General features: G+C 68.8%; 23 protein-coding genes and 1 pseudogene. 6 read left to right on the top strand and 18 right to left on the bottom strand.

The features are described 5' to 3' along the window. Position 1 precedes the first annotated feature (1 nt). A complete protein-coding gene (gene dhaK / locus ACOKR1_RS00975; protein ID WP_422934925.1) occupies positions 2–1,003 on the bottom strand; it encodes a dihydroxyacetone kinase subunit DhaK in 1,002 nt (333 codons plus the stop codon). Between the two features lie 227 nt (positions 1,004–1,230). On the opposite strand from dhaK, the gene ACOKR1_RS00970 reads away from it, so the two are divergent. Both ACOKR1_RS00970 and ACOKR1_RS00965 read left to right on the top strand, forming a co-directional pair. Then, entirely contained in the window at positions 1,231–2,043 is an 813-nt protein-coding gene (locus tag ACOKR1_RS00970; protein ID WP_422934924.1) for a COG4280 domain-containing protein, read from the top strand. Beyond that, complete coding sequence (locus tag ACOKR1_RS00965; protein WP_422934923.1) at positions 2,040–2,261, top strand: hypothetical protein; 222 nt, start codon at positions 2,040–2,042, stop codon at positions 2,259–2,261. The genes ACOKR1_RS00970 and ACOKR1_RS00965 overlap by 4 nt, the downstream gene beginning before the upstream one ends. A gap of 103 nt (positions 2,262–2,364) precedes the next feature. On the opposite strand, the gene ACOKR1_RS00960 is transcribed toward ACOKR1_RS00965, so the two are convergent. The 3 genes from ACOKR1_RS00960 to lysS form a co-directional block, all read right to left on the bottom strand. Beyond that, positions 2,365–4,887 (bottom strand): ATP-dependent Clp protease ATP-binding subunit, encoded by a 2,523-nt coding sequence (locus tag ACOKR1_RS00960; RefSeq protein WP_422934922.1) that lies wholly within the window; start codon positions 4,885–4,887, stop codon positions 2,365–2,367. A 261-nt stretch (positions 4,888–5,148) separates the two neighbouring features. After that, positions 5,149–5,487 carry a histone-like nucleoid-structuring protein Lsr2 gene (locus tag ACOKR1_RS00955; protein WP_422934921.1) on the bottom strand — a complete coding sequence of 113 codons (339 nt, stop codon included), beginning with the start codon at positions 5,485–5,487 and terminating at the stop codon, positions 5,149–5,151. Between the two features lie 320 nt (positions 5,488–5,807). Further along, a complete protein-coding gene (gene lysS / locus ACOKR1_RS00950; protein ID WP_422934920.1) occupies positions 5,808–7,319 on the bottom strand; it encodes a lysine--tRNA ligase in 1,512 nt (503 codons plus the stop codon). A gap of 43 nt (positions 7,320–7,362) precedes the next feature. Here lysS and ACOKR1_RS00945 point away from each other — a divergent pair, with 43 nt between their 5' ends. After that, on the top strand, positions 7,363–8,211 hold the full coding sequence (locus tag ACOKR1_RS00945) for an alpha/beta hydrolase (RefSeq protein ID WP_422934919.1): 849 nt from the start codon (positions 7,363–7,365) through the stop codon (positions 8,209–8,211). A gap of 74 nt (positions 8,212–8,285) precedes the next feature. Here ACOKR1_RS00945 and panC read toward each other — a convergent pair whose 3' ends face one another. The 12 genes and pseudogenes from panC to ACOKR1_RS00885 form a co-directional block, all read right to left on the bottom strand. Next, positions 8,286–9,260 carry a pantoate--beta-alanine ligase gene (panC, locus tag ACOKR1_RS00940; RefSeq protein WP_422934918.1) on the bottom strand — a complete coding sequence of 325 codons (975 nt, stop codon included), beginning with the start codon at positions 9,258–9,260 and terminating at the stop codon, positions 8,286–8,288. After that, a pseudogene (locus ACOKR1_RS00935) lies at positions 9,261–10,238 on the bottom strand (Rossmann-like and DUF2520 domain-containing protein); the annotation flags it as partial. Positions 10,239–10,259: 21 nt separating this feature from the next. Continuing rightward, positions 10,260–10,778 (bottom strand): DUF3180 domain-containing protein, encoded by a 519-nt coding sequence (locus ACOKR1_RS00930; RefSeq protein WP_422934917.1) that lies wholly within the window; start codon positions 10,776–10,778, stop codon positions 10,260–10,262. Further along, the gene (gene folK / locus ACOKR1_RS00925) at positions 10,775–11,314 is read right to left on the bottom strand and encodes a 2-amino-4-hydroxy-6-hydroxymethyldihydropteridine diphosphokinase (RefSeq protein ID WP_422934916.1); all 540 of its coding nucleotides are present in this window, start codon (positions 11,312–11,314) and stop codon (positions 10,775–10,777) included. Before folK ends, ACOKR1_RS00930 begins: the two co-directional genes overlap by 4 nt. 1 nt (position 11,315) lies before the next feature. Continuing rightward, positions 11,316–11,687 (bottom strand): dihydroneopterin aldolase, encoded by a 372-nt coding sequence (folB, locus tag ACOKR1_RS00920; protein ID WP_422934915.1) that lies wholly within the window; start codon positions 11,685–11,687, stop codon positions 11,316–11,318. Positions 11,688–11,698: 11 nt separating this feature from the next. Next, a complete protein-coding gene (gene folP / locus ACOKR1_RS00915) occupies positions 11,699–12,604 on the bottom strand; it encodes a dihydropteroate synthase (RefSeq protein ID WP_422934914.1) in 906 nt (301 codons plus the stop codon). Between the two features lie 8 nt (positions 12,605–12,612). Continuing rightward, positions 12,613–13,227: a GTP cyclohydrolase I FolE gene (gene folE, locus ACOKR1_RS00910; protein ID WP_422934913.1), complete on the bottom strand. Its 615-nt coding sequence runs from the start codon at positions 13,225–13,227 to the stop codon at positions 12,613–12,615. A gap of 23 nt (positions 13,228–13,250) precedes the next feature. Further along, a complete protein-coding gene (gene ftsH, locus ACOKR1_RS00905; protein WP_422934912.1) occupies positions 13,251–15,377 on the bottom strand; it encodes an ATP-dependent zinc metalloprotease FtsH in 2,127 nt (708 codons plus the stop codon). 997 nt (positions 15,378–16,374) lie between these two features. Next, positions 16,375–16,926, bottom strand: coding sequence for a hypoxanthine phosphoribosyltransferase (gene hpt, locus ACOKR1_RS00900; protein ID WP_422934911.1), 552 nt, complete (start codon positions 16,924–16,926; stop codon positions 16,375–16,377). 70 nt (positions 16,927–16,996) lie between these two features. Beyond that, positions 16,997–18,031, bottom strand: a complete 1,035-nt coding sequence (gene tilS, locus ACOKR1_RS00895) for a tRNA lysidine(34) synthetase TilS (protein ID WP_422936710.1) — start codon at positions 18,029–18,031, stop codon at positions 16,997–16,999. A gap of 35 nt (positions 18,032–18,066) precedes the next feature. Beyond that, complete coding sequence (locus tag ACOKR1_RS00890; protein ID WP_422934910.1) at positions 18,067–19,176, bottom strand: zinc-dependent metalloprotease; 1,110 nt, start codon at positions 19,174–19,176, stop codon at positions 18,067–18,069. Between the two features lie 90 nt (positions 19,177–19,266). Beyond that, positions 19,267–20,691 carry a D-alanyl-D-alanine carboxypeptidase/D-alanyl-D-alanine-endopeptidase gene (locus tag ACOKR1_RS00885; RefSeq protein WP_422934909.1) on the bottom strand — a complete coding sequence of 475 codons (1,425 nt, stop codon included), beginning with the start codon at positions 20,689–20,691 and terminating at the stop codon, positions 19,267–19,269. A 152-nt stretch (positions 20,692–20,843) separates the two neighbouring features. Here ACOKR1_RS00885 and ACOKR1_RS00880 point away from each other — a divergent pair, with 152 nt between their 5' ends. Both ACOKR1_RS00880 and ACOKR1_RS00875 read left to right on the top strand, forming a co-directional pair. Continuing rightward, the gene (locus ACOKR1_RS00880; RefSeq protein WP_415855805.1) at positions 20,844–21,332 is read left to right on the top strand and encodes an inorganic diphosphatase; all 489 of its coding nucleotides are present in this window, start codon (positions 20,844–20,846) and stop codon (positions 21,330–21,332) included. Between the two features lie 165 nt (positions 21,333–21,497). Beyond that, positions 21,498–22,109: a hypothetical protein gene (locus ACOKR1_RS00875; RefSeq protein WP_422934908.1), complete on the top strand. Its 612-nt coding sequence runs from the start codon at positions 21,498–21,500 to the stop codon at positions 22,107–22,109. A gap of 28 nt (positions 22,110–22,137) precedes the next feature. Here ACOKR1_RS00875 and ACOKR1_RS00870 read toward each other — a convergent pair whose 3' ends face one another. Together ACOKR1_RS00870 and serS are read right to left on the bottom strand one after the other, a co-directional pair. After that, entirely contained in the window at positions 22,138–22,974 is an 837-nt protein-coding gene (locus tag ACOKR1_RS00870; protein WP_422934907.1) for an HAD family hydrolase, read from the bottom strand. A gap of 137 nt (positions 22,975–23,111) precedes the next feature. Beyond that, positions 23,112–24,398, bottom strand: a complete 1,287-nt coding sequence (gene serS / locus ACOKR1_RS00865; RefSeq protein WP_422934906.1) for a serine--tRNA ligase — start codon at positions 24,396–24,398, stop codon at positions 23,112–23,114. 78 nt (positions 24,399–24,476) lie between these two features. Between serS and ACOKR1_RS00860 the strand changes: the two genes are divergently transcribed. Continuing rightward, a complete protein-coding gene (locus ACOKR1_RS00860) occupies positions 24,477–25,529 on the top strand; it encodes a diacylglycerol/lipid kinase family protein (protein ID WP_422934905.1) in 1,053 nt (350 codons plus the stop codon). Positions 25,530–25,548 lie beyond the last annotated feature (19 nt).

Genomic DNA, 25,548 nt, shown 5'->3' with positions numbered 1-25,548 from the left:
CTCACTCTCCCCATCGCAGAGCCGGCGTGTTGACCGGCGCGTCCCACAGTGCCGTGAGCTCGTTGTCGAGCCGCAGCAGCGTCACGGAACAGCCTTGCATCTCCAGCGCCGTGGTGTAGTTGCCCACGAGGCTCCGCTCGACCGTCACCCCGCGCTCGGCGAGCAGCTCACAGGCCCGCCGGAACACGATGTACAGCTCGGACAGCGGCGTGCCGCCCATGCCGTTGACGAACAGGAGCGCCCTCTCCCCCGTGTCGAGGCCCAGGTCGCCGAGGATCGGGTCGAGGAGATGGCCGGCGAGCGCGTCCGCCTGCTCAAGGCCGACGCGGCGGCGCCCGGGCTCCCCGTGGATGCCGATGCCGATCTCGATCTCGTCCTCGCCGAGCTCGAAGCTCGGCCGTCCGGCGTGCGGAACGGTGCACGGGCGCAGCGCGAGGCCCATGGACCGCACATTGGCCACGACCCTCGCGGCGATCGCGGCGACCGCATCGAGCGCGTCTCCCCGCTCGGCGGCCGCGCCCGCGATCTTCTCGACGAGCACGGTCCCCGCGACGCCACGCCGGCCCGCAGTATAGAGCGAGTCCTCGACCGCGACGTCGTCATTGACGAGGACCGTCCGCACCTCGATGCCCTCGGCCTCGCACAGCTCGGCCGCTGTTTCGAAGTTGAGCACGTCACCCGTGTAGTTCTTGACAATGAGGACGACGCCGACGCCCCCGTCCGCAGCTCGGCTCGCCGGGATGATCTGGTCCGGTGTGGGAGAGGTGAAGACGGGGCCGGGGACGGCGGCATCAAGCATGCCGCGCCCCACATACCCCGCGTGCAGCGGCTCGTGCCCGCTCCCGCCTCCTGAGACGAGGCCCACCTTGCCAGGCACCGCGCCGCCCACGCGCGTCACGTACAGCGGGTCGCGGTGCACCTCGACGAGTTCCCCGTGGGCAAGGCCGAAGCCCTCAAGGGACTCTTCGACCACCGCCCTCGGATCATTGATGAGCTTCTTCACGCCGCTCCTTCGATCGGTTCAGCTGAACGGTCGCCGCGCGCCCGCGCGCGTGGGGGAGGCCTCGGATCCGCCCAATGGTGTGGAGCCTACCGGGCGGGGTGTGGCTTGGGTAGGCGCATCGCGGCCGGCTGGGGGTGTGGTGCCGGCTGGGCCGGCAGCGGCTACTCTGGCTGCGAACGGACCTCCCGGATTGACCACGGCCGTTGAGGCCAGAAGGGGTGGCAGCCATGAGTTCGACGGCCGTGTGGGGTCTTGCCGTCTCGGTCTTCGTCGCGGCGCTCGTGGAGATGGTCGAGGCGCTCACGATCGTGCTGGCGATGGGCGTGACGCGAGGCTGGAAATCCGCGCTGGCCGGCGTTGTCGCGGCGATCGTGGCCCTCTCCGCGTTCACCGCGGCGACCGGCTACGCCCTCACCACGTGGCTGCCGCGCGCGAGCCTCCAGCTCGTAGTCGGGATTCTGCTCCTGATCTTCGGCCTGCAGTGGCTCCGCAAGGCGATTCTGCGTTCGTCCGGGCGCAAGGCGCTCCATGACGAGGCCCTCGTCTACGAGAAGGAGACCAAGGCCGCCGCGGCGGCCGGCAGCGAGGTCCGGTTCGGTCTCGACTGGTTCTCGTTTGTGGTCAGCTTCAAGGGCGTCTTCCTCGAAGGTGTCGAGGTGGTATTCATCGTCATCACGTTTGGGCTCAACGCCGGGAACATGCCGGTCGCGATCCTCGGCGCTGCGGCCGCGTTCGTCGTAGTGCTGCTCGCCGCCGTGGTGGTCCACGCCCCGCTCACGAGGGTCCCCGAGAACACGCTCAAGTTCTGCGTGGGGTTGCTCCTCGCGACGTTCGGCACGTTCTGGTCGATCGGGGGCCTCGGGAGCCTGACGCCCTCCCACGAGGGCCTCGAATGGTCCGGCTCGGACCTCGCTCTGCTGCCGATCCTGGCCGGGTGGCTCCTGGTCTGCGCAGTGCTCATCAGGGTTCTGAAAGTTCGGCCGGCGCCACCCACCGCGGTCAGTGCAGCCGCGGCCACGGAGGGGAGGCCTAGGCCATGAGATTCGTCAAGGCCTTCCTGCGGTTCTGGTACGACTTCATCATCGGAGACGACTGGAAGATCGCCGCCTCAGTCGTGGCCGTTCTGGCTGTCGGGGCGGGACTCGTGCTCGCCGGGCTCGGCGGCTCGCCGCTGTTCGCGCCGCTGCTTGCCGTGGGGCTCGCGGCAGCGTTCACCGCTGCGCTCGCCATCGACGTGAGGCGGCATCCGAAAGGCTAGGGTCCAGCCCAGCCCCTCGCCCGTCTCGGGTACACCAACTCAGGCACGCGGACGACGGCGGCCCCTCACCCGCGCGGGGTGAGGGGCCGCCGTCGTCCGTTATTTAGGCGCCGAGTTCCTTGTGGCTGCCGCCCTTCGCAGCGGCGACCACCTCGGGGACGCGCGGGCGCTGGGTTCCCGTGAACGTGAACTTCGCGGTGTCCCCCTCGCCGTCGACGTCCACCAGGACGATGTCGCCCGAGGAGAGATCGCCGAACAGGATCCGCTCGGAGAGCTGGTCCTCGATCTCGCTCTGGATGACGCGGCGCAGCGGGCGGGCGCCCATGGTGGGGTCGTAGCCGCGCGTCGCGAGCAGGACCTTCGCCTTCTGGGTCAGCTCGATGCCCATGTCCTTGTCCTTGAGCCGCTTCTCGAGCCGCTCGACGAACAGGTCGACGATCTCGATGATCTCTTCCTGCGTGAGCTGCGGGAACACGACCACGTCATCGACACGGTTGAGGAACTCAGGGCGGAAGTGCTGCTTGAGCTCCTCTGTCACGCGGTTCTTCATCCGCTCGTAGCTCGTCTTCGTGTCGGTGCCGGATTGGAAGCCGGTCATGACGCCCTTCGAGATGTCCCGGGTGCCCAGGTTGGTCGTCATGATGATGATCGTGTTCTTGAAGTCCACGACCCGGCCCTGGCTGTCCGTAAGGCGCCCGTCCTCGAGGATCTGCAGGAGGGAGTTGAAGAGGTCCGCGTGGGCCTTCTCGACCTCGTCGAACAGGACCACGGAGAACGGCCGGCGGCGCACCTTCTCGGTGAGCTGGCCGCCCTCCTCGTAACCGACGTAGCCCGGAGGGGCACCGAAGAGCCGCGAGACCGTGTGCTTCTCGGAGAACTCGGACATGTCGAGCGTGATGAGGGCGTCCTCCTCGCCGAAGAGGAACTCTGCGAGGGCCTTGGCGAGCTCGGTCTTGCCGACGCCCGTGGGGCCAGCGAAGATGAACGACCCACCGGGACGCTTCGGGTCCTTGAGGCCGGCACGCGTGCGGCGGATGGACCGGGAGAGCGCCTTGATCGCGTCGTCCTGGCCGACCACGCGCTTGTGCAGCTCGTCCTCCATGTGCAGGAGCCGCGAGGACTCCTCCTCCGTGAGCTTGAACACTGGGATGCCCGTCGAGTTCGCGAGCACCTCGGCCACGAGCTCCTCGTCCACCTCGGCCACGCCGTCCATGTCGCCGGACTTCCAGGCCCGCTCGCGCTCGGCACGCTCCGAGATGAGCCGCTGCTCCTTGTCGCGGAGCGATGCGGCCCCCTCGAAGTCCTGGGCGTCGATCGCGGACTCCTTCTCGAGCTTGAGCCCCGCGATGCGCTCGTCGAGGGCCTTGAGCTCCGGCGGCGCCGTCATCCGGCGGATGCGCAGGCGCGCGCCCGCCTCGTCGATGAGGTCGATGGCCTTGTCCGGAAGGAAGCGGTCGCTCACGTAGCGCTCGGAGAGGTTCGCCGCCGCGGCGAGCGCGCCGTCCGTGATCGTGACACGGTGGTGCGCCTCGTAGCGATCGCGGAGGCCCTTGAGGATCTCGATGGTCAGCGCGACCGACGGCTCGGAGACCTGGATCGGCTGGAAGCGGCGCTCGAGCGCGGCGTCCTTCTCGATGTGCTTGCGATACTCGTCGAGCGTGGTCGCACCGATCGTCTGGAGCTCGCCGCGCGCCAGCATCGGCTTGAGGATGCTCGCCGCGTCGATCGCGCCCTCGGCTGCGCCCGCCCCGACGAGCGTGTGGATCTCGTCGATGAACAGGATGATGTCGCCGCGCGTGCGGATCTCCTTGAGGACCTTCTTGAGGCGCTCTTCGAAGTCGCCGCGGTAGCGCGAGCCAGCCACGAGGGAGCCGAGGTCAAGGGTGTAGAGCTGCTTGTCCTTGATGGTCTCCGGGACGTCGCCCCGCACGATCGCCTGGGCGAGGCCCTCGACGACGGCCGTCTTGCCGACGCCGGGCTCGCCGATGAGCACGGGGTTGTTCTTGGTGCGGCGCGAGAGGACCTGCATGACGCGTTCCATCTCGTGCTCGCGGCCGATCACGGGATCCAGCTTGTTCTCGCGGGCGGCCTGCGTGAGGTTGCGGCCGAACTGGTCGAGGACCACGGAACCGGCCGGGCTGCCCTCAGGCTGGCCAGGACCGGTCCCGGTGGACGCCGTCTCCTTGCCTTGGTAGCCGGACAGCAGCTGGATGACCTGCTGCCGCACGCGGTTGAGGTCGGCGCCGAGCTTCACAAGCACCTGGGCCGCGACGCCCTCGCCCTCACGGATGAGGCCAAGAAGGATGTGCTCCGTGCCGATGTAGTTGTGGCCGAGCTGAAGCGCCTCGCGGAGGGACAGCTCGAGCACCTTCTTGGCACGCGGCGTGAACGGAATGTGGCCGGACGGGGCTTGCTGCCCCTGCCCGATGATCTCCTGCACCTGTTCGCGCACACCGTCCAAGGAGATTCCGAGGGACTCGAGCGCCTTCGCGGCAACTCCCTCCCCCTCGTGGATGAGGCCCAGGAGGATGTGCTCGGTGCCGATGTAGTTGTGGTTGAGCATGCGGGCCTCTTCTTGGGCCAGCACGACCACGCGGCGGGCGCGGTCTGTAAATCTCTCGAACATCGCTCGAACTCCCCGGTCTTGCTGATTGGGTGCAGGCTGCCAAAGACAGCACTGGCGCGTACATCGATGCTACGTGCAGGGGCCCCGCCGCACACTGCTGTTCGCCACAGGGTGAACCCGCCGGTAGCTGGGCAGATGCCCAGACGGGGATCCGGGCCTTTTGCACAATCACTGGAGAATTTGCCAAAACCGCATCACAAATGCGAAGAAACCCTGCGCATTGTTGCGCCGGGTTTCTTCGCGTGATCGGTGAGGGCTAGGTCAGCCGTTCGCCTTGTGGTAAGCCTCTTGGATCTCCGCCTGGATTCGGCCACGGCTATTCACGCTGTAACCGTTGTCGCGGGCCCACTGGCGGATCTTGGCGGATTCCGAATTGCGGGAGCCGCCCGTGCCAGCGGCCCGGCGGGGCGCCTGCGCACCGCGAACCGAGGACTTGCGAGCCACCGAAACGTATTCCTGGAGAGCCTCGCGCAGTTTGGCCGCGTTCGAGTGGGAGAGGTCAACCTCGTAGCTGGACCCGTCGAGGCCAAAACGAACGGTCTCGTCAGCCGAGCCGCCGTCCAAGTCGTCAACGAGGATGATCTTGACTTTCTGCGCCATGGGTTACTCTCTCTGTCGGTGCTGGGGGGATACGGGCTGTCACTCAAGCACTGCACACAGCAAGCTGGCCGGCAATTCGGCTATCCGGTTATCAGCGAGCGGTTATTGCACTGCCATTATGCTTCCGTACCGGCACCGCCGTCAAAACGAATCACCCGGCTGTTGGGGAACTTTTTCCCTCGTCCCTCTGCTGCGCTTCCCTTTCGGCTTGGGCCAGGGCCTCGCGCTCCGACTTGTCCGCGTTGAATATCGCCCGGATCGCGAACCAGAAAATGAGTCCAACGACGATCGGGGGAAGCAGGACGGCTACGTAATCCACGTTAGTTTGCCTCGGGCTTGAGCAGGGGGAAGAGGATAGTCTCGCGAATGCCCGCCTGCGTGAAGAGCATCACGAGCCGGTCGATTCCGAGGCCGATGCCGCCCATGGGAGGGGCGCCGTATTCGAGTGCGCGGAGGAAATCCTCGTCGAGCTGCATCGCCTCGTCGTCGCCTTCGGCCGCAAGTCTGGACTGCTCACTGAGGCGCTCGCGCTGGATCACGGGGTCGATGAGCTCGGAGAACGCGGTGCCGCGCTCCATCCCGCCGATAATGAGGTCCCATGCCTCGATAAGGCGCGGATCCTCACGATGCGGACGCGCGAGGGGCTGGGCCGAGGGCGGGTAGTCGTAAACGAATGTCGGATTCAGGAGCGTCGGCTCGACAATGTCGCCGAAGAGCTCGATCACGGCCTTCTCGGTGGTCCACAGGGGATCGGTCTTGACACCGTGCCGATCGCCGATCTCCAAGAGTCGTTCGAGCGGAGTATCAGGCGTGACCTCTTCGCCCACAGCCTCGGAAAGGCCCGGATAGACACCAAGCCAACGCCATTCGCCGTCAAGGTCGATCATGCCCTCGGGCGTATCAATCTGCCGGATCCCCACAACGTCCGCGACGTTGAGGATGATCTCCTTCATGCGCTCCGCCATGGTGAATTGATCAGCATACGCTTCATAGCATTCGAGAGTTGTAAATTCCGGGCTGTGAGTCGAATCGACGCCTTCGTTACGGAAGACCCGGCCGATCTCGTAAACCCGCTCGATTCCGCCCACAACCGCTCGCTTGAGGTAGAGCTCGGTGGCAATGCGGAGCGTCATCCTCTGATCGAAGGCATTGACATGCGTCTCAAACGGACGGGCGGTCGCACCGCCATGAATGAGGTTGAGCATGGGCGTCTCGACCTCGACGTATCCGTGCGAATCAAGGGTGTCGCGTACGGACTTGGTGATCTTTGCGCGCGTGTAGACCATGTCACGGGCCTCTTCGCGCACGAGCAGATCCACGTAGCGCTGACGAACCCGCGTTTCTTCGCTGAGTTCGGCGTGAAGCGTGGGCAGCGGCCGCAGCGCCTTTGACGCCATCTTCCACTCATCGGCCATGACTGATAGCTCGCCGCGCTTCGACGAGATGACCTCGCCATGGATGAACACGTGGTCACCCAGGTCCACGAGCGCCTTCCAGTCGGCGAGGCGTTCCTCGCCGACGTTGGCGAGGCTCAACATGGCCTGGAGCCGGGTGCCGTCACCCTCCTGGAGGGTCGCGAAGCACAGCTTGCCGGTGTTGCGGACAAAGACGACGCGACCGACGACGCCGACAAAGTCGCCCGTGGCGGTGTCCGGCTCGAGATCGGGGTGCTTCTCGCGGACCTCCGCGAGGGAGTGACTGCGCTCGAGCTTGACCGGATAGGGCTCCTCGCCGCGCGCGATCAACTTGCCGCGCTTCTCAAGGCGAACATGCATCTGTTCGCTCGCGTCGGCGGGCTCGTTCCCTCCGGTGGCAGTATTCTGTGCAGTCACAGTCTTCGATTCTAAGGCAGGCTGCGTGGGCTAGGCTCATTCCATGGCAGCTACCCAGATCCACGCCTCGACTGTCGCGACGCGGGACGGCGCGGTCCTCGAGCTGCTCACGGCCTCGGGCGGGGACAAGCAGGCGGAGGGGGGCGTCGTCGTCGTCCATGGCTCGATGGTGACCGCGGACCTGTACCGCGAGCTGGCGCTGCGCCTCGCGGAGTCGCTGGGGTCCCCGGTGCACGTGTACAACCGGCGCGGGCGCGGCGCCTCCTCGCCGCAGCCCGACGACTATTCGCTCGCGGTCGAGATCGCGGACCTCGGCGCCGTCCTCGCGCACACCGGTTCGCAGGCGGTGTTCGGGCATAACTATGGGGGCTGCATCGCGCTCAACGCGGGTCGCACGCTCGACATCACGCAGCTCGCCGTCTACGACCCCATCATCTCGTTCAACGGAAGCTACAACGCCGACTGGCTTGACGACTACGAAGCCGCGCTCCGCCACCACGACGAGGAGAAGGCCCTCGCCGTGCTGCTCCGCGGGCTTCAGGCAGCGGGCCCCATCTCGAAGCTGCCGCTTCCCATCCTCACGGTGCTCAACCGGATCGGGAGCCGCACGCAGCCCGGAAAGACGCTCACGCGCCTCCTGCCCACGGGTCCACGCGAGATTCGTGCGGTCGTCGCGGCCGATTCGAAGGCCAAGCCGTTCGAGCAGCTCCCCCTCGAGACGCTCGTCCTTGTGGGCGGGGCGAGCCCCGAGTACTTCTCCGAGGCGAAGGACAAGCTCGACGACGTCCTGCCCGCCTCAGACTTCGACGTCCTCCCTCGGCTCGCGCACGACGCCCCCGAGCGCCCGGCCAGGGCCCTCATCGATCGACTGACCCAGTTCTTCTCGAGCTGAGCGTCTCGGGTACGCCAAGTATCTGTACCCGAGACAGCCAGAGCTGGCGTTAGCTGTACCCGAGACGGGGAGGGTCAGCGGGCCTTCAGCGGCATGTTGTCGATGAGCCGGACGTCCCCGACCTTCGCGGCCACGATCGCGAGGGCCTCCCCCGTGAACGGGGTCTCGCGGCAGGCGAACGCGAGGGGCTCAAGCGTGTCCGGATCCACGACGTCGAAGTAGTCGAGCTCGACGCCCGGCTGCGAGGCGATGAGGGCGACGGCGTCGTCCGGCTCGAGCGGTTCGTGCGCCGTTGCGCGTTCGTCCACGAGGCGCAGCGCCCGCGAGAGCACGAGCGCCGCCTCGCGCTGCTCGGGGCTGAGGAATTGGTTGCGGCTCGAAAGGGCGAGGCCGTCCTCGGCGCGGACGATCGGGACGCCGACCACGTCGACCGGGAAATCGAGGTCCTTGACCATGCGCCGCACGATCGCGAGCTGCTGCGCGTCCTTCTGCCCGAAGTACGCACGGAACGCGGCGGGCCGGCCGGCGACCGGCGTCGGGAGGGCGAGGTGGAAGAGCTTCGCTACGACCGTGAGCACGCCGTCGAAATGCCCCGGGCGGGACGCCCCCTCCCACTTGTCCGCGAGCGGCCCCGCCGTCACGCGCACGAGCGGATCGCCACCCGGGTACATCTCCTCCACGCTCGGGGCGAAGGCGAGGTCGACGCCGACCGACTCGAGGAGCGCCGCGTCCGCCTCGAGCGTGCGCGGGTACCGTTCGAGGTCCTTCGGGTCGCCGAACTGGAGCGGGTTGACGAAGATGCTCGCGACGACGACGTCGTTCTCCGCGACCGCGGCCTCCGCGAGCATTCGGTGGCCGTCGTGGAGGGCGCCCATGGTAGGAACGAGCCCGAGCGAGGCCCTGGGGGCTGGGGAATCGACGAGCCCGAGCGAGGCCCTGGGGGCTGGAGAATCGACGAGCCCGCTCCCGCGTCGCCCCCCGTGCTCAGCGAGCAGGCGCGCGATCTCCGCCCGCAATTCAGCCTTCGTGTGGACGACCGTGATCGCCATTCAGCGTTCCTCCTCGGGACCGTCGTCATCGGGACCGTCGTCATCGGGACCGCCGTCCTTGGCGCCGTCGTCTTCGGGAGCGAGCGCGGCCTCGAGCCGGGCACGCACGTCGGCGCCGAACAGCCCGCGCCGCTCCGCGCGCCGCGCCGTGGCGAGCGCCATCGCCCGGTAGGCCTCGAGGATGTCCGGGGCGCTCACCGCGCCCATTCCACCAGCTGCGAGCTCGACGAGGGCCTCCATGTGAGCGGTCACGGTGCCCACGTCGCCCCGCGCCACGGGCCCCGTGAGCGCCGATTCCCCCGCGGCGAGCGCGTTGTCGAGCGATGCGCGGAGCAGCGGGCCCAGGAGACGGTCGGGTTCCTCGACCCCGATGCGCGCGAGGATCTCGGCGGCCTGCGCGGCGATCGTCACGAGGTGATTCGAGCCGTGCGCGAGCGCGGCGTGATACGCCACGCGGTCGCCCTCGGCGATGACCACGGGTTCGGCGCCCATCTCGACCACGAGCGCCTGCGCGATGGGCAGCATCGCGGGATCGGCCGTGACCCCGAAGCGGCAGTCCATGATCCGCCCGAGGTCCAGGCTCATGCCCGTGAACGTCATGGCGGGGTGAATCGCGAGCGGGATCGCGCCGGCCCCGCGCACGGGCGCGAGGATCCCGACGCCGTGCCGCCCGGACGTGTGCGCGACGAGCTGGCCAGGCTGCCACGCGCCGAGCTTCGCGAGGCCCTCGACGAGCGGCCCCAGGGCGTCGTCCGGCACGGCGAGCAGCACGAGCTCCGAGCGCTCGATGATGTCCGGGATCTCGAGGATCGGCACCCCGGGCAGGAGGGTCTCCGCGCGCTCCCGGCTCGCCTCAGACACGGCGGAAACACCGACGACGGCGTGCTCGGCCGCGCGCAAGGCCGCACCGAGGACGGCGCCCACCTTCCCCGCGCCGATGACGCCCACGCCCAGGCGGCCCGGGCGCGTCACGCGACGCTCCCCCGGCTGAGCGACGTTCTACGCATAGCCGCCCTCGGCGTCGCCCGTTCGGCTGGGACCGCGCTTGCGGCGGCCGTTCTCGCCCTCGTCTCCGTCCTCGGGAGGAATCCGGCAGAAGCGCTCGACGAGCAGCCCGATCGCGACCATGATCACGCCGCCGCCCATCATCGCGACCGCCTGAAGCACCACGGGGCTCGTGGAGCGCACGGTCCACACGGGGATCTGGTCCGCGATGACGCCCGCGTGCCAGCCGAGCAGCACCGCTCCCGCATACGCGCATGCGTGCGCGAGGACCAGGGTCCGGGCCGCAAAGATGGGGTCGATCATGCGCGTGCGCTTCTCGCTGTTCCGCCAGCGGAGCACGCGGATCCCGAGCACCAGGGTGAACCCAGCGATGACGGCCATGCTCCCCAGCGCGCTGTAGGGCAGCACGGGGGTGGCCGCCGAAGCACGGTCCGACATCTCGGTCGCGCCGAAGCCGAGCAGGCCGAGCAGGATCCCGATGAGGCCCAGAGCCGTCAGGCGAATCGGCTTCATGCGAGCCCCTCGTCAAGCAGCATGTCGTAGTCCTCGATGCCCGACGCGTCCGAGCAGTCCTCGAGGAGCTCGACGATCGGATGGCCCTCGAGCACGGCCGTCGGATCGATGAGCAGCCACGGGAACAGCACGAATGCGCGCTCCGCGGCGCGGGGGTGCGGGAGCGTGAGCACGGGATCGTCCTGGACGAGGTTGCCGTAGGTGATGACGTCGACGTCGAGCGTGCGCGGGCCCCAGCGCACCTCGCGCGTGCGATGGTGCTTGGCCTCCACGGCCTGGCAGTGCGCGAGCAGCTCGTACGGCCCAAGGGTCGTGACAACGATCATGACCATATTGAGGAAGTCGGGCTGCCCCTCGGGGCCGCCCACAGCCTTCGTCTGGATGACCGGCGAGACGTCGACGAGCCGAACCTCGGGGCGGTCGACGAGATCGGAGACCGCCTCGGCGAGCGTCTCGGCGCGCTCCCCCAAGTTGCTGCCGAGGGCGAGCACTGCGCGCGTGTACTCGGACGGTGTCGCGGAAGGGTCTGGGTTCATCTCACCTTCCTCGGAAGACTGTCACTGAAACGTCGCCGAACGGCACCTCGATGGGCGCCTTCGGCTTGTGGACCGTGACCTCAGCTCCGCTGATCGGGGGGAACTCCGCGAGGATAGTGTCCGCGATACGCACCGCGAGCGTCTCGATGAGGTTGACCGGCTCCCCCGACACAAGCTGCGTGATGCGCTCGGCGACTTCCGCGTAGCTCGCCGTCGTCGCGATGTCGTCGGTGGCTGCGGCCCTGGAAAAGTCGCTGTGCAGCACGGCGTCCACGACGAAGGGCTGCCCCTCGCGGCGCTCGAAGTCGAGCACCCCATGATGTCCGACGGCGGTGACGCCCCGGAGGGTGATGAGGTCGGCTCGGGTGCCCACTCGCCCCGACCTCAGGTCCTGGCCCGCGCGACGACCTTGACGGCGTCGAGGTTCGAGGCGACGTCGTGCACGCGGACGCCCCACGCGCCCTTGGCTGCCGTCAGCGCGGTGATCGCCGCGGTCGCCGCGTCGCGCTGCTCGGGCGGGGCCGCCTTGCCTGCGGACGTGAGAAGCTCGCCGAGGAAGCGCTTGCGGGACGCGCCCACGAGCACCCGATGGCCGAGCTCGAGGAACCTCTCGAGGCCCGCCACGAGGGCCCAGTTCTGCTCGCCCGTCTTCGCGAAGCCGAGGCCCGGGTCGACGATGATCTTGTGGTCGGCCACCCCCGCGGCACGCAGACGATCGCGAACGCCCACGGTCTCGGCGAGCACGTCCTCGAGGACGTTGCCGTACTTCGTGAGGGAGTCCATGGTGCGGGAGTTGCCGCGGTTGTGCATGAGCACGTAGTACGCGCCGCGCTCCGCCACGAGATCGATCATGTCCTGGCTGACCTCGAGGCCCGAGACGTCGTTGATGATGAGTGCGCCCGCCTCGAGGGCCCTCGCCGCCGTGCCCGCGTGACGGGTGTCGACCGAGACCACGGCCCCGGCCTTCACGAGGGCTTCGACGACTGGGAGAACGCGGCGCTGCTCCTCGTCCTCGGGCACGTCCTCGGCGCCGGGGCGCGTGGATTCGCCGCCCACGTCGATGATGTCGGCGCCGCCGTAGAACATCCGGAGGCCAGCAGCGATAGCCGAATCCGCCGTCGTATGTTGGCCGCCGTCGCTGAAGGAATCCGGCGTGACGTTGAGGATGCCCATGACGACGGCGCGGTCCGTCGGGAGGGTTTCGAAGGTCGCCCTCGGGCGAGGCTTGCGGAGGACGGGGAGGGGCGATGTGTTGGGCCCGGTCCCGGGTGCTGCGGCGAGGGTGTCCATTGCGGCTGTTACCTTCCGAGAATGAGGCTCATGGCTTCGGCGCGGGTCGCCGGATCGTGCAGCTGCCCGCGTACAGCACTCGTGACCGTCTTGGCGCCCGGCTTTCGGACTCCTCGCATCGACATGCACATGTGTTCGCATTCGACGACGACGATCACTCCACGCGGCTTGAGGTGCTTCACGAGCGCCTCCGCCACGTCGGTTGTCAGGCGCTCCTGGACTTGGGGCCGGCGCGCATAGATGTCCACGAGCCGGGCGAGCTTGCTGAGCCCGGTGACGCGCCCGTCGTGCGACGGGATGTACCCGACGTGCGCGACTCCGTGGAAGGGGACGAGATGATGCTCGCACGTTGAGTAGAAGGGGATGTCCTTCACGAGCACGAGTTCCTCGTGATCGAGGTCGAAGGTCACGCCCAGAACGTCCTCCGGGGTCTGGTGAAGCCCCGCGAACGTCTCCGCGAACGCGCGCGCCACCCGCTTCGGGGTCTCCCGGAGGCCGCTGCGGTCGGGGTCCTCCCCGACCGCAATCAGAATCTCCCGAACGGCCGCCTCGATCCGCAGAAGGTCCATGTTCGGATCGAGTTCGGACATGGCGGCAACATCGTCGTCGTCAATGTGGGTCACGGCATGATCCTAGCGGGGGCGCCTCACGCGCCCGCGCCGGTGCCGCCCGTGTGACCATCGTGCGGGGGCTGCGGACCGCCGGAGAAGTCCTGCTCCCCTCCGCCGTGGACGTGCGGGTGGGCCGTGTCGAGCGGCTGGTTGCGACGAGCCGCGGCCGCCTCCTCCTGGGCCTTGCGCTCGGCGTCCGTCGCCTCGTGGTCGTGGCGGGACTTCTCCTCGTGCCGCTCGCGCTCGCGACGCTCGTTCTCCGTCTCGACGGGCGGGATGTGCTGCACCGGGCGCGACTCCTTCGAGAGCCACACCTCGCGGAAGTCGCGCTTGCGGATGTCCGTGAAGATCTCGGCGATCTCACGCTGGTTGAGGGTCTCGTGCTCGAGCAGCGAGGCCGCGAGGCGGTCCAGGACGTCGCGGTTGTCGGTGAGGATCGCGTAGGCCTCATCGTGCGCCTGGTCCATGAGACGGCGCACCTCCTCGTCCACGACGTACGCGACCTGGTCGGAGTAATTGCGCTCGTGCGCGGCGTCCCGGCCGAGGAACGGCTCGCCGCCGCCTTGTCCGAGCTTGACCGCGCCGACGCGCTCGCTCATGCCGTACTGCGTGACCATCATGCGGGCCGTCGAGGTGGCCTTCTCGATGTCGTTCGAGGCCCCCGTGGACGGGTCGTGGAACACGATCTCCTCGGCGACGCGGCCGCCCATCGCGTAGGCGAGCTGGTCGAGGAGCTCGTTGCGCGTCACGGAGTACTTGTCGTTCTCCGGGACCACCATCGTGTAGCCGAGCGCCCGGCCGCGGGGCAGGATCGTGATCTTCGTGACGGGGGCCGAGTTGCGGAGCGCGGCCGCCACCAGCGCGTGGCCGCCCTCGTGGTAGGCCGTGATCTTGCGCTCGAGGTCCTTCATGACGCGGCTGCGCTTCTGCGGGCCGGCCATGACGCGGTCGATCGCCTCGTCGAGGGCGCGATCATCGATGAGCTGCGCGTTCGAGCGCGCCGTGAGGAGCGCCGCCTCATTGAGGACGTTCGCGAGATCGGCACCCGTGTAACCCGGGGTCTTCTTCGCGACGGCCTTGAGGTCCACGTTGCCTGCCATCGGCTTGCCCTTGGAATGGACGCCAAGGATCTGCTCGCGGCCCACGAGGTCCGGCGCCTCCACCGGCACCTGGCGGTCGAATCGGCCTGGACGGAGGAGTGCCGGGTCGAGGACGTCGGGGCGGTTGGTCGCGGCGATGAGGATGACGTTCGCCTTGGGGTCGAAGCCGTCCATCTCAACGAGGAGCTGGTTGAGGGTCTGCTCGCGCTCGTCGTTGCCGCCGCCAATACCGGCTCCGCGGTGGCGGCCGACGGCGTCGATCTCGTCGACGAAGATGATCGAGGGCGCGTTCGACTTGGCCTGCTCGAAGAGATCACGGACGCGGGACGCACCCACGCCGACGAACATCTCGACGAAGTCGGAACCCGAGATCGAGAAGAACGGGACGCCGGCCTCGCCGGCGACGGCACGAGCCAGGAGCGTCTTGCCGGTTCCCGGAGGGCCGTAGAGCAGGACGCCCTTCGGGATTTTCGCTCCGACGGCCTGGAACTTTGCGGGCTCCTGGAGGAACTCCTTGATTTCCTGAAGTTCCTCGACGGCCTCGTCGGCGCCCGCGACGTCGCTAAACGTCACTTGGGGCATGTCCTTCGTGATCATCTTTGCTCGGGATTTACCGAACTTCATGACTTGGGAGCCGCCGCCCTGCATGCGTGAGAGCAGGAACCAGAAGAGTGCGCCGAGCAGGAGGACGGGAATGATGAGGGAGAGAATCGAGCCGAACCAGTTGTTGCCGGTCGGGACATCGTTGTAGGTCTTGAGGTTCGCGTTCTCGACCGCCTGGACTACCTCGCCGCCACGCGGATCCACGTAGTAGAACTGGACGTTCTTGCCCTTGTTCTGCCCGTTGTCGACGTAGTTGTCCTTGAGGACCATGTCGACGCGTTCTTCGCCGTTGTAGATCTTCGCGGAGTCGACCTTGCCGTCCTTGAGGAGCTGGATGCCAACCTGCGTGTCGACGGTCGCGCTGCCCCCCGGCGCCAGCGTTCCGAAGGCGATGAGGAGGAGGGCGATCACAACGAGGATCCAGATCCCAGGACCCTTGACGAAGCTTTTGACGTTCATGAACTCGGGGCCGAGCCCCGTCCCTTCTGTTGTGCCGCGGCGCCGCGTAGCGCTGAGGTCCCCTGCCCCTGCCTACATCTGTTGACGGGCAAGTACCGCAACAAGCTATACCGTTCGGACAACATCACGCACAGTCAAGGACAAAAGTTCCCCCGGGCGGTGTGCGCCGAGGGCGAACGCCGCATGGGGCGGGGCGCCGAAGGCGAACCCGGGGCGGCCAGTACCTGTACTGGAGGGCCCAAGTCCCGACCCGCGCCAATCCGTACGCGTTCCGCCGATTTACCGAGCAGCGTCGGGGCGAATTTCGCGAGGTTCGCGCGGATTGCCGGATCGGTGGCGGCTCGGCCGCGGCCGAAACCCGTACGCTCCGCCCGGGACCGCGGCCGAAGCCCGTAAGCGCGAGATCTCCTCAGCCCGCGCTGCTGGCGTCATCGCCACTCCACGTCGGGGCGTCGTCGCGCTTCCGGGACTCCCCCACGAGCTCTCCGTCGCTGCCGAGCATCTCGCAGCGCTCACGTGTGTCTCCGCCGCAGAGAGCCACGGACTGTGGTGCCTTCACCGCCGGGAGACCGCGCATCTCGCCGCGAATCATCATCGGCTCCCTCCGACTGTCCGAGCGCACTGTCCGGAGCTGCGGCCAGGTCACGGCCTTATTGCTGAGAAATGGCAAGTCCTCGTCCACGCGCTCCACTGTCTCCCCGACCTACGCAGACGTCATCCACCGCCCGGAGCGCACAATCGCGACGATCCGCGCGGCACTGGAGGCGGCGCCGCGCTGACTCCGGCCGACACTGCGGTACACAGGCCGGACCGCGTCCGACCGGACGGGTCTCAGGCCGGCCCGGGTCGAACCGTACGCATTTAAGGGTCCCGAACGGCGTTGCCGGTACGCGATCGGGACCAGGAACCCCGGAATTCCGGGGTTCCTCCCCCAACGAGGGCGGGGTTCCTTCCAGTACGCTTACCGGAAGGAACCCCGCCCCGAAAAGTTGGCAGCCTACTCGTAGACGTGCGGCGCGAGCGTGCCCACGAAGTCGAGGTTGCGGTACTTCTCCGCGTAGTCGAGCCCGTAGCCGACCACGAACTCGTTGGGGATGTCGAAGCCGACGTACTTCACGTCGATCTTGACCTTCGCCGCGTCCGGCTTGCGGAACGCCGTGCAGATCTCGACCGAGGCGGTGCCCCGGGACTCGAGGTTCGTCTTGAGCCACGAGAGGGTCAGGCCGGAGTCGATGATGTCCTCGACGATGAGCACGTGCTTGCCCATGAGGTCGGAATCGAGGTCCTTGAGGATGCGGACCACCCCCGAGGACTGCGTCCCGGAGCCATAGGAGGAGACGGCCATCCAGTCCATCGTGACGTGGCTGTGCAGCGCGCGAGCCAGATCCGCCATGACCATCACGGCGCCCTTGAGCACGCCGACGATCAGGAGGTCGCGGCCCTCGTAGTCCGTGTCGATGCGCGCGGCGAGCTCGGCGATCCGGCCCTGGATCTGCTCCCGGTCATAGAGGACGTGCTTGAGGTCTGCTTGGACGTCGTGAGAATCCACCTGCGCTCCTGGAACTCGGGTCTCGACGCGAGTCGGTCAGTCCCACAGGGGTCTGTCCCGAAACCCGGCGTCAGCGGTGCGATACAAAGACTAGCTTCCCATACTCGGTTCCGGGCGCCGCATCCTTCCGGCGTGGCTGGCGATGCACGCTCACGTGCCCCGGCAGTTCGATGGGGCCCGCGGAACCGCGCCGCTCGAGGAGACGGTCGACGGCGGCGAGTCGCTCAAAGGTCGGCTGCCCCCCGAGCTCGATCACGGCGAGAGCGAGCACGCGGCTCCTGATTGCGGCCGGGAGCTCCCGGACCGCCGCGCCGGGCAGGAGGACCGTCGCCTGTCCGGACTCCATGGCGTCCCGCTCAACGAGCCCCGCATAGACGCGCTCAGCCTCGGCGTCGAGATAGTCCGCGTCCTGCCCCAGAATCGACGCCGTCCGCGCGAGTCCCTCAGCGACGCCGGGTCCGAGCTCCGCCTCGAGGAACGGCATGATTCCAACACGTACGCGAGAACGCATGTATCGAGGATCCGCATTGGTCGGGTCGAACCACGGCTCGAGCCCCTCCGCAGCGCAGACCTCGACCGTGTCGGCGCGGCGAAGGCCTAGGAACGGCCGGATGTACAGCCCGCGGACGGAACGCATGCCGCCGAGGGAACGTGTTCCCGAGCCGCGCGCGAGCCCGAGCAGCACCTGTTCGGCCTGATCGTCGAGCGTGTGGCCGAGCAGCACCGCGCCGGCTCCACATTCCGAGGCCTCGGCCTCGAGTGCGCCGAGCCGCGCGGCCCGCGCTGCAGCCTCGGGCCCCTCCCCCGATCGCCGCACCTCGACGGCGACCACGCGCACAGGCGAGAGTCCGAGCCCGGCCAGGACACCCGCCGTCGTCCGCGCGATCTCGCCCGAGCCTTCCTGGAGCCCATGGTCGACGACGACGGCGCCAGCCTCGAGCGGGTGCCCGCCAACCGCGCCTCGCCGAGCGAAATGAGCGACGGCGGCCGCGAGCGCGAGCGAGTCAGGCCCGCCCGAGCAGCCCACGAGGACCCGCGAGGGCCAGCCGGCCTCGGCGAGAGCCGCCTTGACGGCGTTCCGTGCGCGGCCGACCGCGGGACTCAGTCTCCGCCGACCGGGCGAGGCGACGTCCCGGGTGGTCACCCCATCCTCGCGACCCACGCGGCCGGCGCGTGGATCTCCTCCTCCGTCGGAAGGTTCTCGGGGCGCTCCCAGATGCGGTTGAAGCCCTGCATGCCGACCTCGTCCACGACGCCCGTGACGAACTTCGCGCCGTCCGTGTACTGCCGCATCTTGGCGTCGAGCCCGAGGACCCTCCGCACGAAGGCCTCGAGGACGCCGCGGTTCTCGCTCCGCGCCGTGTACCGCTGCCGAATCGTCTTGACGCTCGGGACCACCTCGGCATCAACTGCGTCCATGACCACGGTCGCGTGGCCCTCGAGGAGGCTCATGATTGCCGTGAGGTGAGAGATCGCGGCCTTCTCCGCCGGGTCCTGAAGCAGGTCGAGGATCGCGCCGCGGCTCGGGACGGGCTGCCCGACGCCGACCCACGGCCGGTCGCGGAGTGACTTCGCCGCGGCCGTGGCCCGCTCCATGACCGAGTCCATGTTGCCCAGGAGGCTGTCCGAGAGCTTCCCGACCTGCTCGAGGATGTGCCCGCGGAGCCACGGCGCCGCGGCGAACTGCACGCGGTGCGTCTGCTCGTGGAGGCACACCCACAGCCGGAAGTCCTCGGGCTCGACGTTGAGCTCGCGCTCGATCTGCACGATGTTCGGAGCAACGAGCAGGAGCCGGCCGGCCTCCGGCACGCCCGAATCGGGGGCGAGCGCGGCGTACGGCTCGTACTGCCCGAGGACCTTGCTCGAGAGGAACGCGAGCACGGCTCCAAGCTGCGCGCCCGTGATCGCGCCGCCCATGCGCGCGGCCGAGGGCGTGATCTCGCTCGCCTTCTTCTCGACCAGCTGGGTCAAGACCGGCCCGAGCATGACGGCGAAGCCCTGCGTGTTGGCCTTGGCCCACGATCCGCGGTCCACAACGAGGACCTGCGAGTCGCGGAGATCCTCCGCCGCATCAAGCCCCGTGATCCGGTGGACGTGCGGCACGGCGACGTCCGCGAGGCGCCTCAGGCTCGCGACGGCGCTCGAGGCCTCAACGGCTGTGAGCTGGGGGCCGGGAGGAGCCAAACGTGCTGCAGTGGCGGCCGCGAGATCCCAATTGATGAGCTGCGGTGCCGTCTCGTGGACATCCATACCCCCATCAGACCACACGGGACCGTCAGAACACACTGCGGTGCGGGCCGCCGAGGCGCGTTCGCTCAGGGCTTTCGCCGCGTGAGCCCGTCAGCGGCAGCCGCAGCCCGCCAGCGCGGACGCGGCCGCGTCGATCTGGGCGGCAGCGTTCGTGCGCGCCGTGGAAGCGAGGCCGTTCGCGACGATCGAGAAGACGAGGAGGCGCCCGTCGGCGTCGACCACGTAGCCCGAAAGTCCGGTGACCGTGTTGAGCGTCCCGGTCTTGGCGCGCACGAAGCCTGCGCCCGCGGACCCCTGCCCGTAGCGCGAGGCGAGCGTCCCCGTGAGGCTCGCCACGGGGAGACCGCCGAGCGCGCGCCGGAGCCGCGCGTCGCTGCCCGTCGTCATGGCGCGCACAATCCCTGCGAGCTGCTGCGGCTGGATACGGTCCGTGATGGCGAGCCCGCACGCATCGTCGAGCACGAGGCCGTCCGTGGTACCCAAGAGTCGCTGGGCCGTGTCCTTGAGGAGCGCCCGCGCCCCGTCGATGCTCGCGGGGCGTCCGCTCGCCGCGGCGGCGAGGCGGGCCAGAGTCTCCGCCGCGTAGTTGTCGGATTCGCGCAGCGTGTACGCGAGCTGGTCCGCGAGCGGAGCGGAGGCCACGCTCGCGAGCTCGGCGCCCCCGCCGGCCGTGCCGCGTGACATGCCGCTCACCACGCTGGCGCCCGGGCCGAGTGCCGCCGCGAGGGCATCGCGGAATGCGGAGGCCGCGGCCATCGCCGGATCGACCGGCCGCGTGACGCCGGCTCCGGGCAGGGCGCGCGCGACGTTGACCGCGATCGGCGCGATCGGCGCGACCTCGCCCGCGGCGACGTCCTCGGGCGCCCACACGGGGTTGAGCGAGGCGCCTGTGAAGAGCGAATCGTCAAGCTGGATCGATACGGGCCCGTGGACGGGACCGAGCGCCGCGGCGGTCTGCTTGGCGAGCGTCGCGATGCCTGCCCGGCCCACCACGGCGTCGGGCGAGGAGTCCCCATTCCCGAGGAACACGTCGCCGCCAGCCACGAGCACGACGCTGCCCGGGGCGCTCCCACGCACCGTGCGGGTGTGGAACGTCGCCTCCGGGCCGAGGGTCGTGAGGGCGGCCGCGGCCGTGAGGAGCTTGAGGTTCGACGCCGGCGCCACCGGAACAGCGCCCTCGCGGCTATAGAGGGTCTGCCCGGACGCGCCGTCGAGGACCGCCGCGCCGAACGTCCCGTTGTTGGGGCCGAGCTGGGCCTCGATCGTCTTCGCGAGCGCCGCCGCAGCGGGGGTCGGCGCGGAGTCTGAGAGAGGCGTCGCCCCTTTGAGCGGAGCGGCCGACGACGGCGGCTTGAGCCACGCGGGCACGCTCGGCGTGGGCGCGGGCGGGTTCAGCAGCGGGGCCGGGAACGCGGGCGCCATATACGCTCCGCCGACCACCGCGACGATGGCGAGAAGGGTCGAGACGAGCCACCACGTCACGGCGTTCTGGACGCGGCCGGGCGACTTGCTCATACGGTGGCGGTCCTGGGGTTCGAGGCTTGTTCGGCGACGTGCGATGGGAGAGCACGCCCCCCAGTGCGGATATCCTCAATACTAGTTGCCGCCGACCGCGGGTTTTCGCGCCCTGGGCGGCCGCCCCTGCACGCTGCCAGTCAAGGAGCACCATGAAGCACGACGTCACGATCGAGATCCCCCGCGGCTCCCGCGTCAAGTACGAGGTGGACCACGAGACGGGTCGCGTCCGCCTGGACCGCGTCCTCTTCACCTCGATGCAGTACCCGACGCACTACGGCTACTTCGAGAACACGCTCGGCGAGGACGGCGATCCCCTCGACGCGCTCGTGTGGTACCCCGACGTGGACCTCTTCCCCGGGATCCTGCTTGAGGCGCGGCCCATCGCGATCTTCAACATGGAGGACGAGTCCGGCGGCGACGCCAAGCTCGTGTGCGTCCCCGCGGACAAGCGTTTCGACCACATTCAGGAGGCCTCGGACCTCGACGAGTGGCTCGTCAAGGAGATCGAGCACTTCTTCAGCCGTTACAAGGACCTCGAGCCGGGCAAGTGGGTCAAGCCGGCCGGCTGGGCGGACCGTGCCGCGGCCGAGGCCGAGCTCGAGGCATCGATCAAGCGCTTCGAGGCCGAAGGGCACTGAGCTCTGGTCGATAGTGACCACTCGTTCAGCGAGACGTGGCCACTCGTCGCAAAGTCGACGAGTGGCCACTTTTTGCTCATCGAGTGGTCAGATCTCGCTCGACACGAGGTCATTGCTCGTTCATTGACGGGCCTCCGAGCGCATATCCGCCGCTAGGCTCGGGCCATGTACACGGTCACGATCAATCAGCGCGACCGCGAACCGGGGGACAAAGTGCCGAACCTCCTGCGCGCGCTCTCGAGGGCACGGGCCGAGGTGCCGTTCGCCCGGACCGTCGGAGACGAGGTCCAAGGCGTCTTCCTCAGCGCGGAGCTGGCCATCGACGCGAGCCTGACCGCGATGCGCGCCGAATCATGCGGCGGAGTGCGCTGGAACGTGGGCATCGGCGTCGGCCCTCTCGGCGAGCCGCTGCCCGAGGCGATCCACGACGTCACGGGCCTCGGGCTCGTCTACTCGCGCCGCGCCGTCGAACGCGCCCAGCACATCAAGGACGAAGCCGCGATCTCCGTCGACGGCCCCGACCGCGTGCTCGCCGCCGAGGCGGCGGCGATCCTCCGCCTCCTCGGCCTCATCATCGCCAGGCGGACGACGGCGGAATGGCGGGTTATCGAGCTCCTCACACCTGGGGTGCGGGGCCAGCAGAAGGCCGTCGCGGAGGCGCTCGGCATCACGGCGCAGGCCGTGTCGAAGGCGATCGCCCGCGCGCACTGGAACGAGGAGTTCGAGGCCCGTCCCGCCGCCGCGCACCTCATGCGGCTCATGCTCGAGGCGCGCTGACGCCGGTTCGCCCGGGTGACCGCCGCCGCTACAGGAGCGAGCGCATGACTCCGACGACGCCGTCGTCCTCGACGGCCGAGGTGACCTCGTCCGCAGCGGCCTTGACCTCGTCGGGGGCCTGACCCATCGCAATACCGCGCCCGGCCCACTGGAGCATCTCGATGTCGTTGCGGCCGTCGCCCACGGCGACGGTGTGCGCAGGATCGATCCCGACGAGCGAGCGGACTCGCTCGAGACCGCTCGCCTTCGTGACGCCCTTCGCGGCAATGTCGAGCCACGCGGTCCAGCCCACGGAGTAGGTCACGCCGTGGAGGCCGATCGACTCGACGGCACGGCCGAACTCCTCCGCCGTGGCGTCGGTCGAGAACACCACGAGTCGGACCGCCTGCGTGCCGAGGAGGTCCTCGAACGTCACGCCGGTGGCCTCGACGCCGAAGCTCGCGTCCTGGAAGCGCTCGGTCGAGAGGAAGTTGCCCTCGGTGTCCTCGAGCGCGTACTTCGCGCCGGGAAGACGGTGGCGGAGAGCCTGGAGCGCGGGCGACGGGTCAAAGATACGGCGGTCGATCACTTCGTAGCCGCCGTTCGCCCCGGCGTGGATGCGTGCCGTGACGCCGCCGTTGCACGAGACGACGTAGCCCCTCTCGATCCCGAGGAGTTCCACGACGGGGAGGGTCGCGCCGAGCGAGCGGCCCGTCGCGACGACGACCTCGTGCCCGGCGGCCACGAGAGCCTGCCCGGCCTCGCGCACGGCTGGGCTCATGTGGCCGAAGTGGTCCACGAGGGTACCGTCGACATCGAGGCCCACGAGCTTGCGATTCATGGTTCCCAGCTGGTCATCGATGCCAGCGTTCAGCATTGTTGTCATGGATCTAGTGAACCACTAGCGACCGACAGTGCTGGTGACGGCTCTGCCACGGACCGTGAACAGCCAGTGAATACTCACAGGCTTCCCCACAGTGTGAGTGTTCACCTAACGTCAGTAATCCGCCTCGACGAGAGCCGTCACAGAACCGGGAGCACCTCGAGGCCGCCGAGATACGGGCGCAGCGCGGCCGGGACGGTGACGGAGCCGTCGGGGTTCTGGTGGTGCTCGAGAATCGCGACGATCCACCGTGTCGTCGCCAAAGTGCCGTTGAGCGTCGCGACGCTGCGCGTGCCCTTGGCGGCGCCGTCGTCGTCGAACATCCGCTCGCGGATGTTGAGCCGCCGGGCCTGGAAGCCCGTGCAGTTCGACGTTGAGGTGAGCTCGCGGTAGCGGCCCTGCGTCGGGACCCACGCCTCGCAGTCGAACTTGCGGGCCGCGCTCATGCCGAGATCGCCTGCGGCCGTGTCGATGACCCGGTACGGGAGCTCGACCTTCGCGAGCATCTCCTCCTCCCACGCGAGGAGGCGGGCGTGCTCGGCCTCGGCCTCCTCGAGCGGGACGTAGGAGAACATCTCGACCTTGTTGAACTGGTGCACGCGGATGATGCCGCGCGTGTCTTTGCCGTGCGAGCCGGCCTCGCGGCGGTAGCACGAGGACCAACCGGCGTAGCGAACCGGGCCCCCGGACAGGTCGAGGATCTCGTCGGAGTGGTACCCCGCGAGGGAGACCTCCGAGGTGCCCACGAGGTACAGATCGTCCTCGGCGAGGCGGTAGATCTCGGCGTCGTGCTTGACGTCGAAGCCCGTGCCCTGCATGGTCTCGGGGCGCACGAGCGTCGGGGTGATCATGGGCGTGAAGCCGGCCTTGATGGCCTGATCAAGGGCCATCTGCAGGAGCGCGAGCTCGAGCCGGGCCCCGACGCCCTTGAGGAAGTAGAACCGCGCGCCGGAGACCTTCGCGCCGCGCTCCATGTCGATCGCCCCGAGCAGCTCGCCGATCTCGAGGTGATCGCGCGGCTCAAAGCCCTCGGCCGCGAAGTCGCGCGGGGTGCCAACAGTCTTGACCACGATGTAGTCGTCCTCGCCGCCCCCCGGGACGCCGTCGATCACGAGGTTCGGGAAGATGCGCATGAGCTCGTCCTGCTCTGCCTGGGCCTCGTCCGCCGAGACGGACGCCGCCTTGACCTTCGCCGCGAGCTCCTTGACCTCCGCGAGGAGCGCCTGCTTCTCCTCGCCCTTCGCCGCGGCCACCTTCTTGCCGAAGGCGTTCTGCTCGGCACGCAGCGTCTCGTACTGGGTCAGGGCCGCGCGGCGGCGCGAGTCGGCGGCAAGCACCCTGTCCACAAGGGACTCGTCGGCACCGCGCGCACGCTGGCTGGCGCGGAACTTCTCGGGGTTGTCGCTGAGCTCTCTGACGTCGATCACGCGCACAAGCCTATCGGGCCGACGGGCATGCGCTGCCGCCGGCCCAGCGGGCAGCGCGCGGGATAGAGTGAAAGAGCCATGCGCAACTGGATCATCGGGGGTGCCCTCGCGGCAGCTGGTGCTTTTGCCGTCACCAGCTGGTGGGGTGTGCGCAGGCTCCGGGAACAGCACAGCCGCAGCGCGGTCGGCGAGCCCGCCCAGACCCCCGAGCCGGGGCCGCAACAGGTCGCCGTGATCCTGAACCCCACGAAGGCGCGCGCGGCCGAGGCCGAGATGCTCATCGAGGCGGCGTGCCGCGGCGCCGGCTGGGCGCACCCCCTCGTCTTCGAGACCACTGCGGACGACCCCGGCCACTCCATGACGCGCAAGGCACTCGAGGCGGGCGCCGACGTCGTCATTCCCTGCGGAGGGGACGGCACGGTGCGCGTCGTCGCGGAGGCCCTCGCGGGCACGGACGTCGCGCTCGGGCTGGTTCCGCTCGGCACGGGGAACCTCCTCGCGCGGAACCTCGACCTGGACATCACGCGCCTCGCTCAATGCGTGCACACGGCGCTGTTCGGCAGGCAGCGGCGCATCGATACGGCCACTTTGTCGCTAGAGAACCGCGCGACAGGCTCCAAGTCCGAGCACACGTTCCTCGTGATCGCGGGCATGGGCATGGACGCCGAGGTGCTGAGCGACACGAACGAGGACCTCAAGAAGGCCGTGGGCTGGATCGCGTATACCGAGGCCGGCATACGCCACATGCCCGGCCGGCGCCGCAAGAAGGTCGACATCTCACTCGACGAGGGCGACTTCCAGACCAGGCGCATACGCAGCGTCCTTTTCGCGAACTGCAGCAAGCTCCCCGGGGGCGTCGACTTCATCCCCGAGGCCTACGTCGACGACGGCGTTCTGGATATCGTGGTCATGAGCCCCCGGAGCCTCATCGGGTGGCTCTCGATGTGGGCCAAGATCACGTTCCAGCACAATCGCCCGCTCCCCGTCATGTCCTTCTACGGCGCGCAGAAGGTGCGGATCCGCAGCGGCGAGCCAGTCGAAACGCAGGTCGACGGCGATCCGACCGGCCCCGCGACCGACATCAGCGTCGAGGTCCACCCGCTCTCGCTGCTCGTGCGCGTGAACGGCTAGCCGCCGGACGGCACTACCC

This window comes from Sinomonas sp. P47F7 (assembly GCF_049332655.1).
Classification (GTDB): Bacteria; Actinomycetota; Actinomycetes; order Actinomycetales; family Micrococcaceae; genus Sinomonas.
This window is presented reverse-complemented; position numbering and strand designations above follow the sequence as displayed.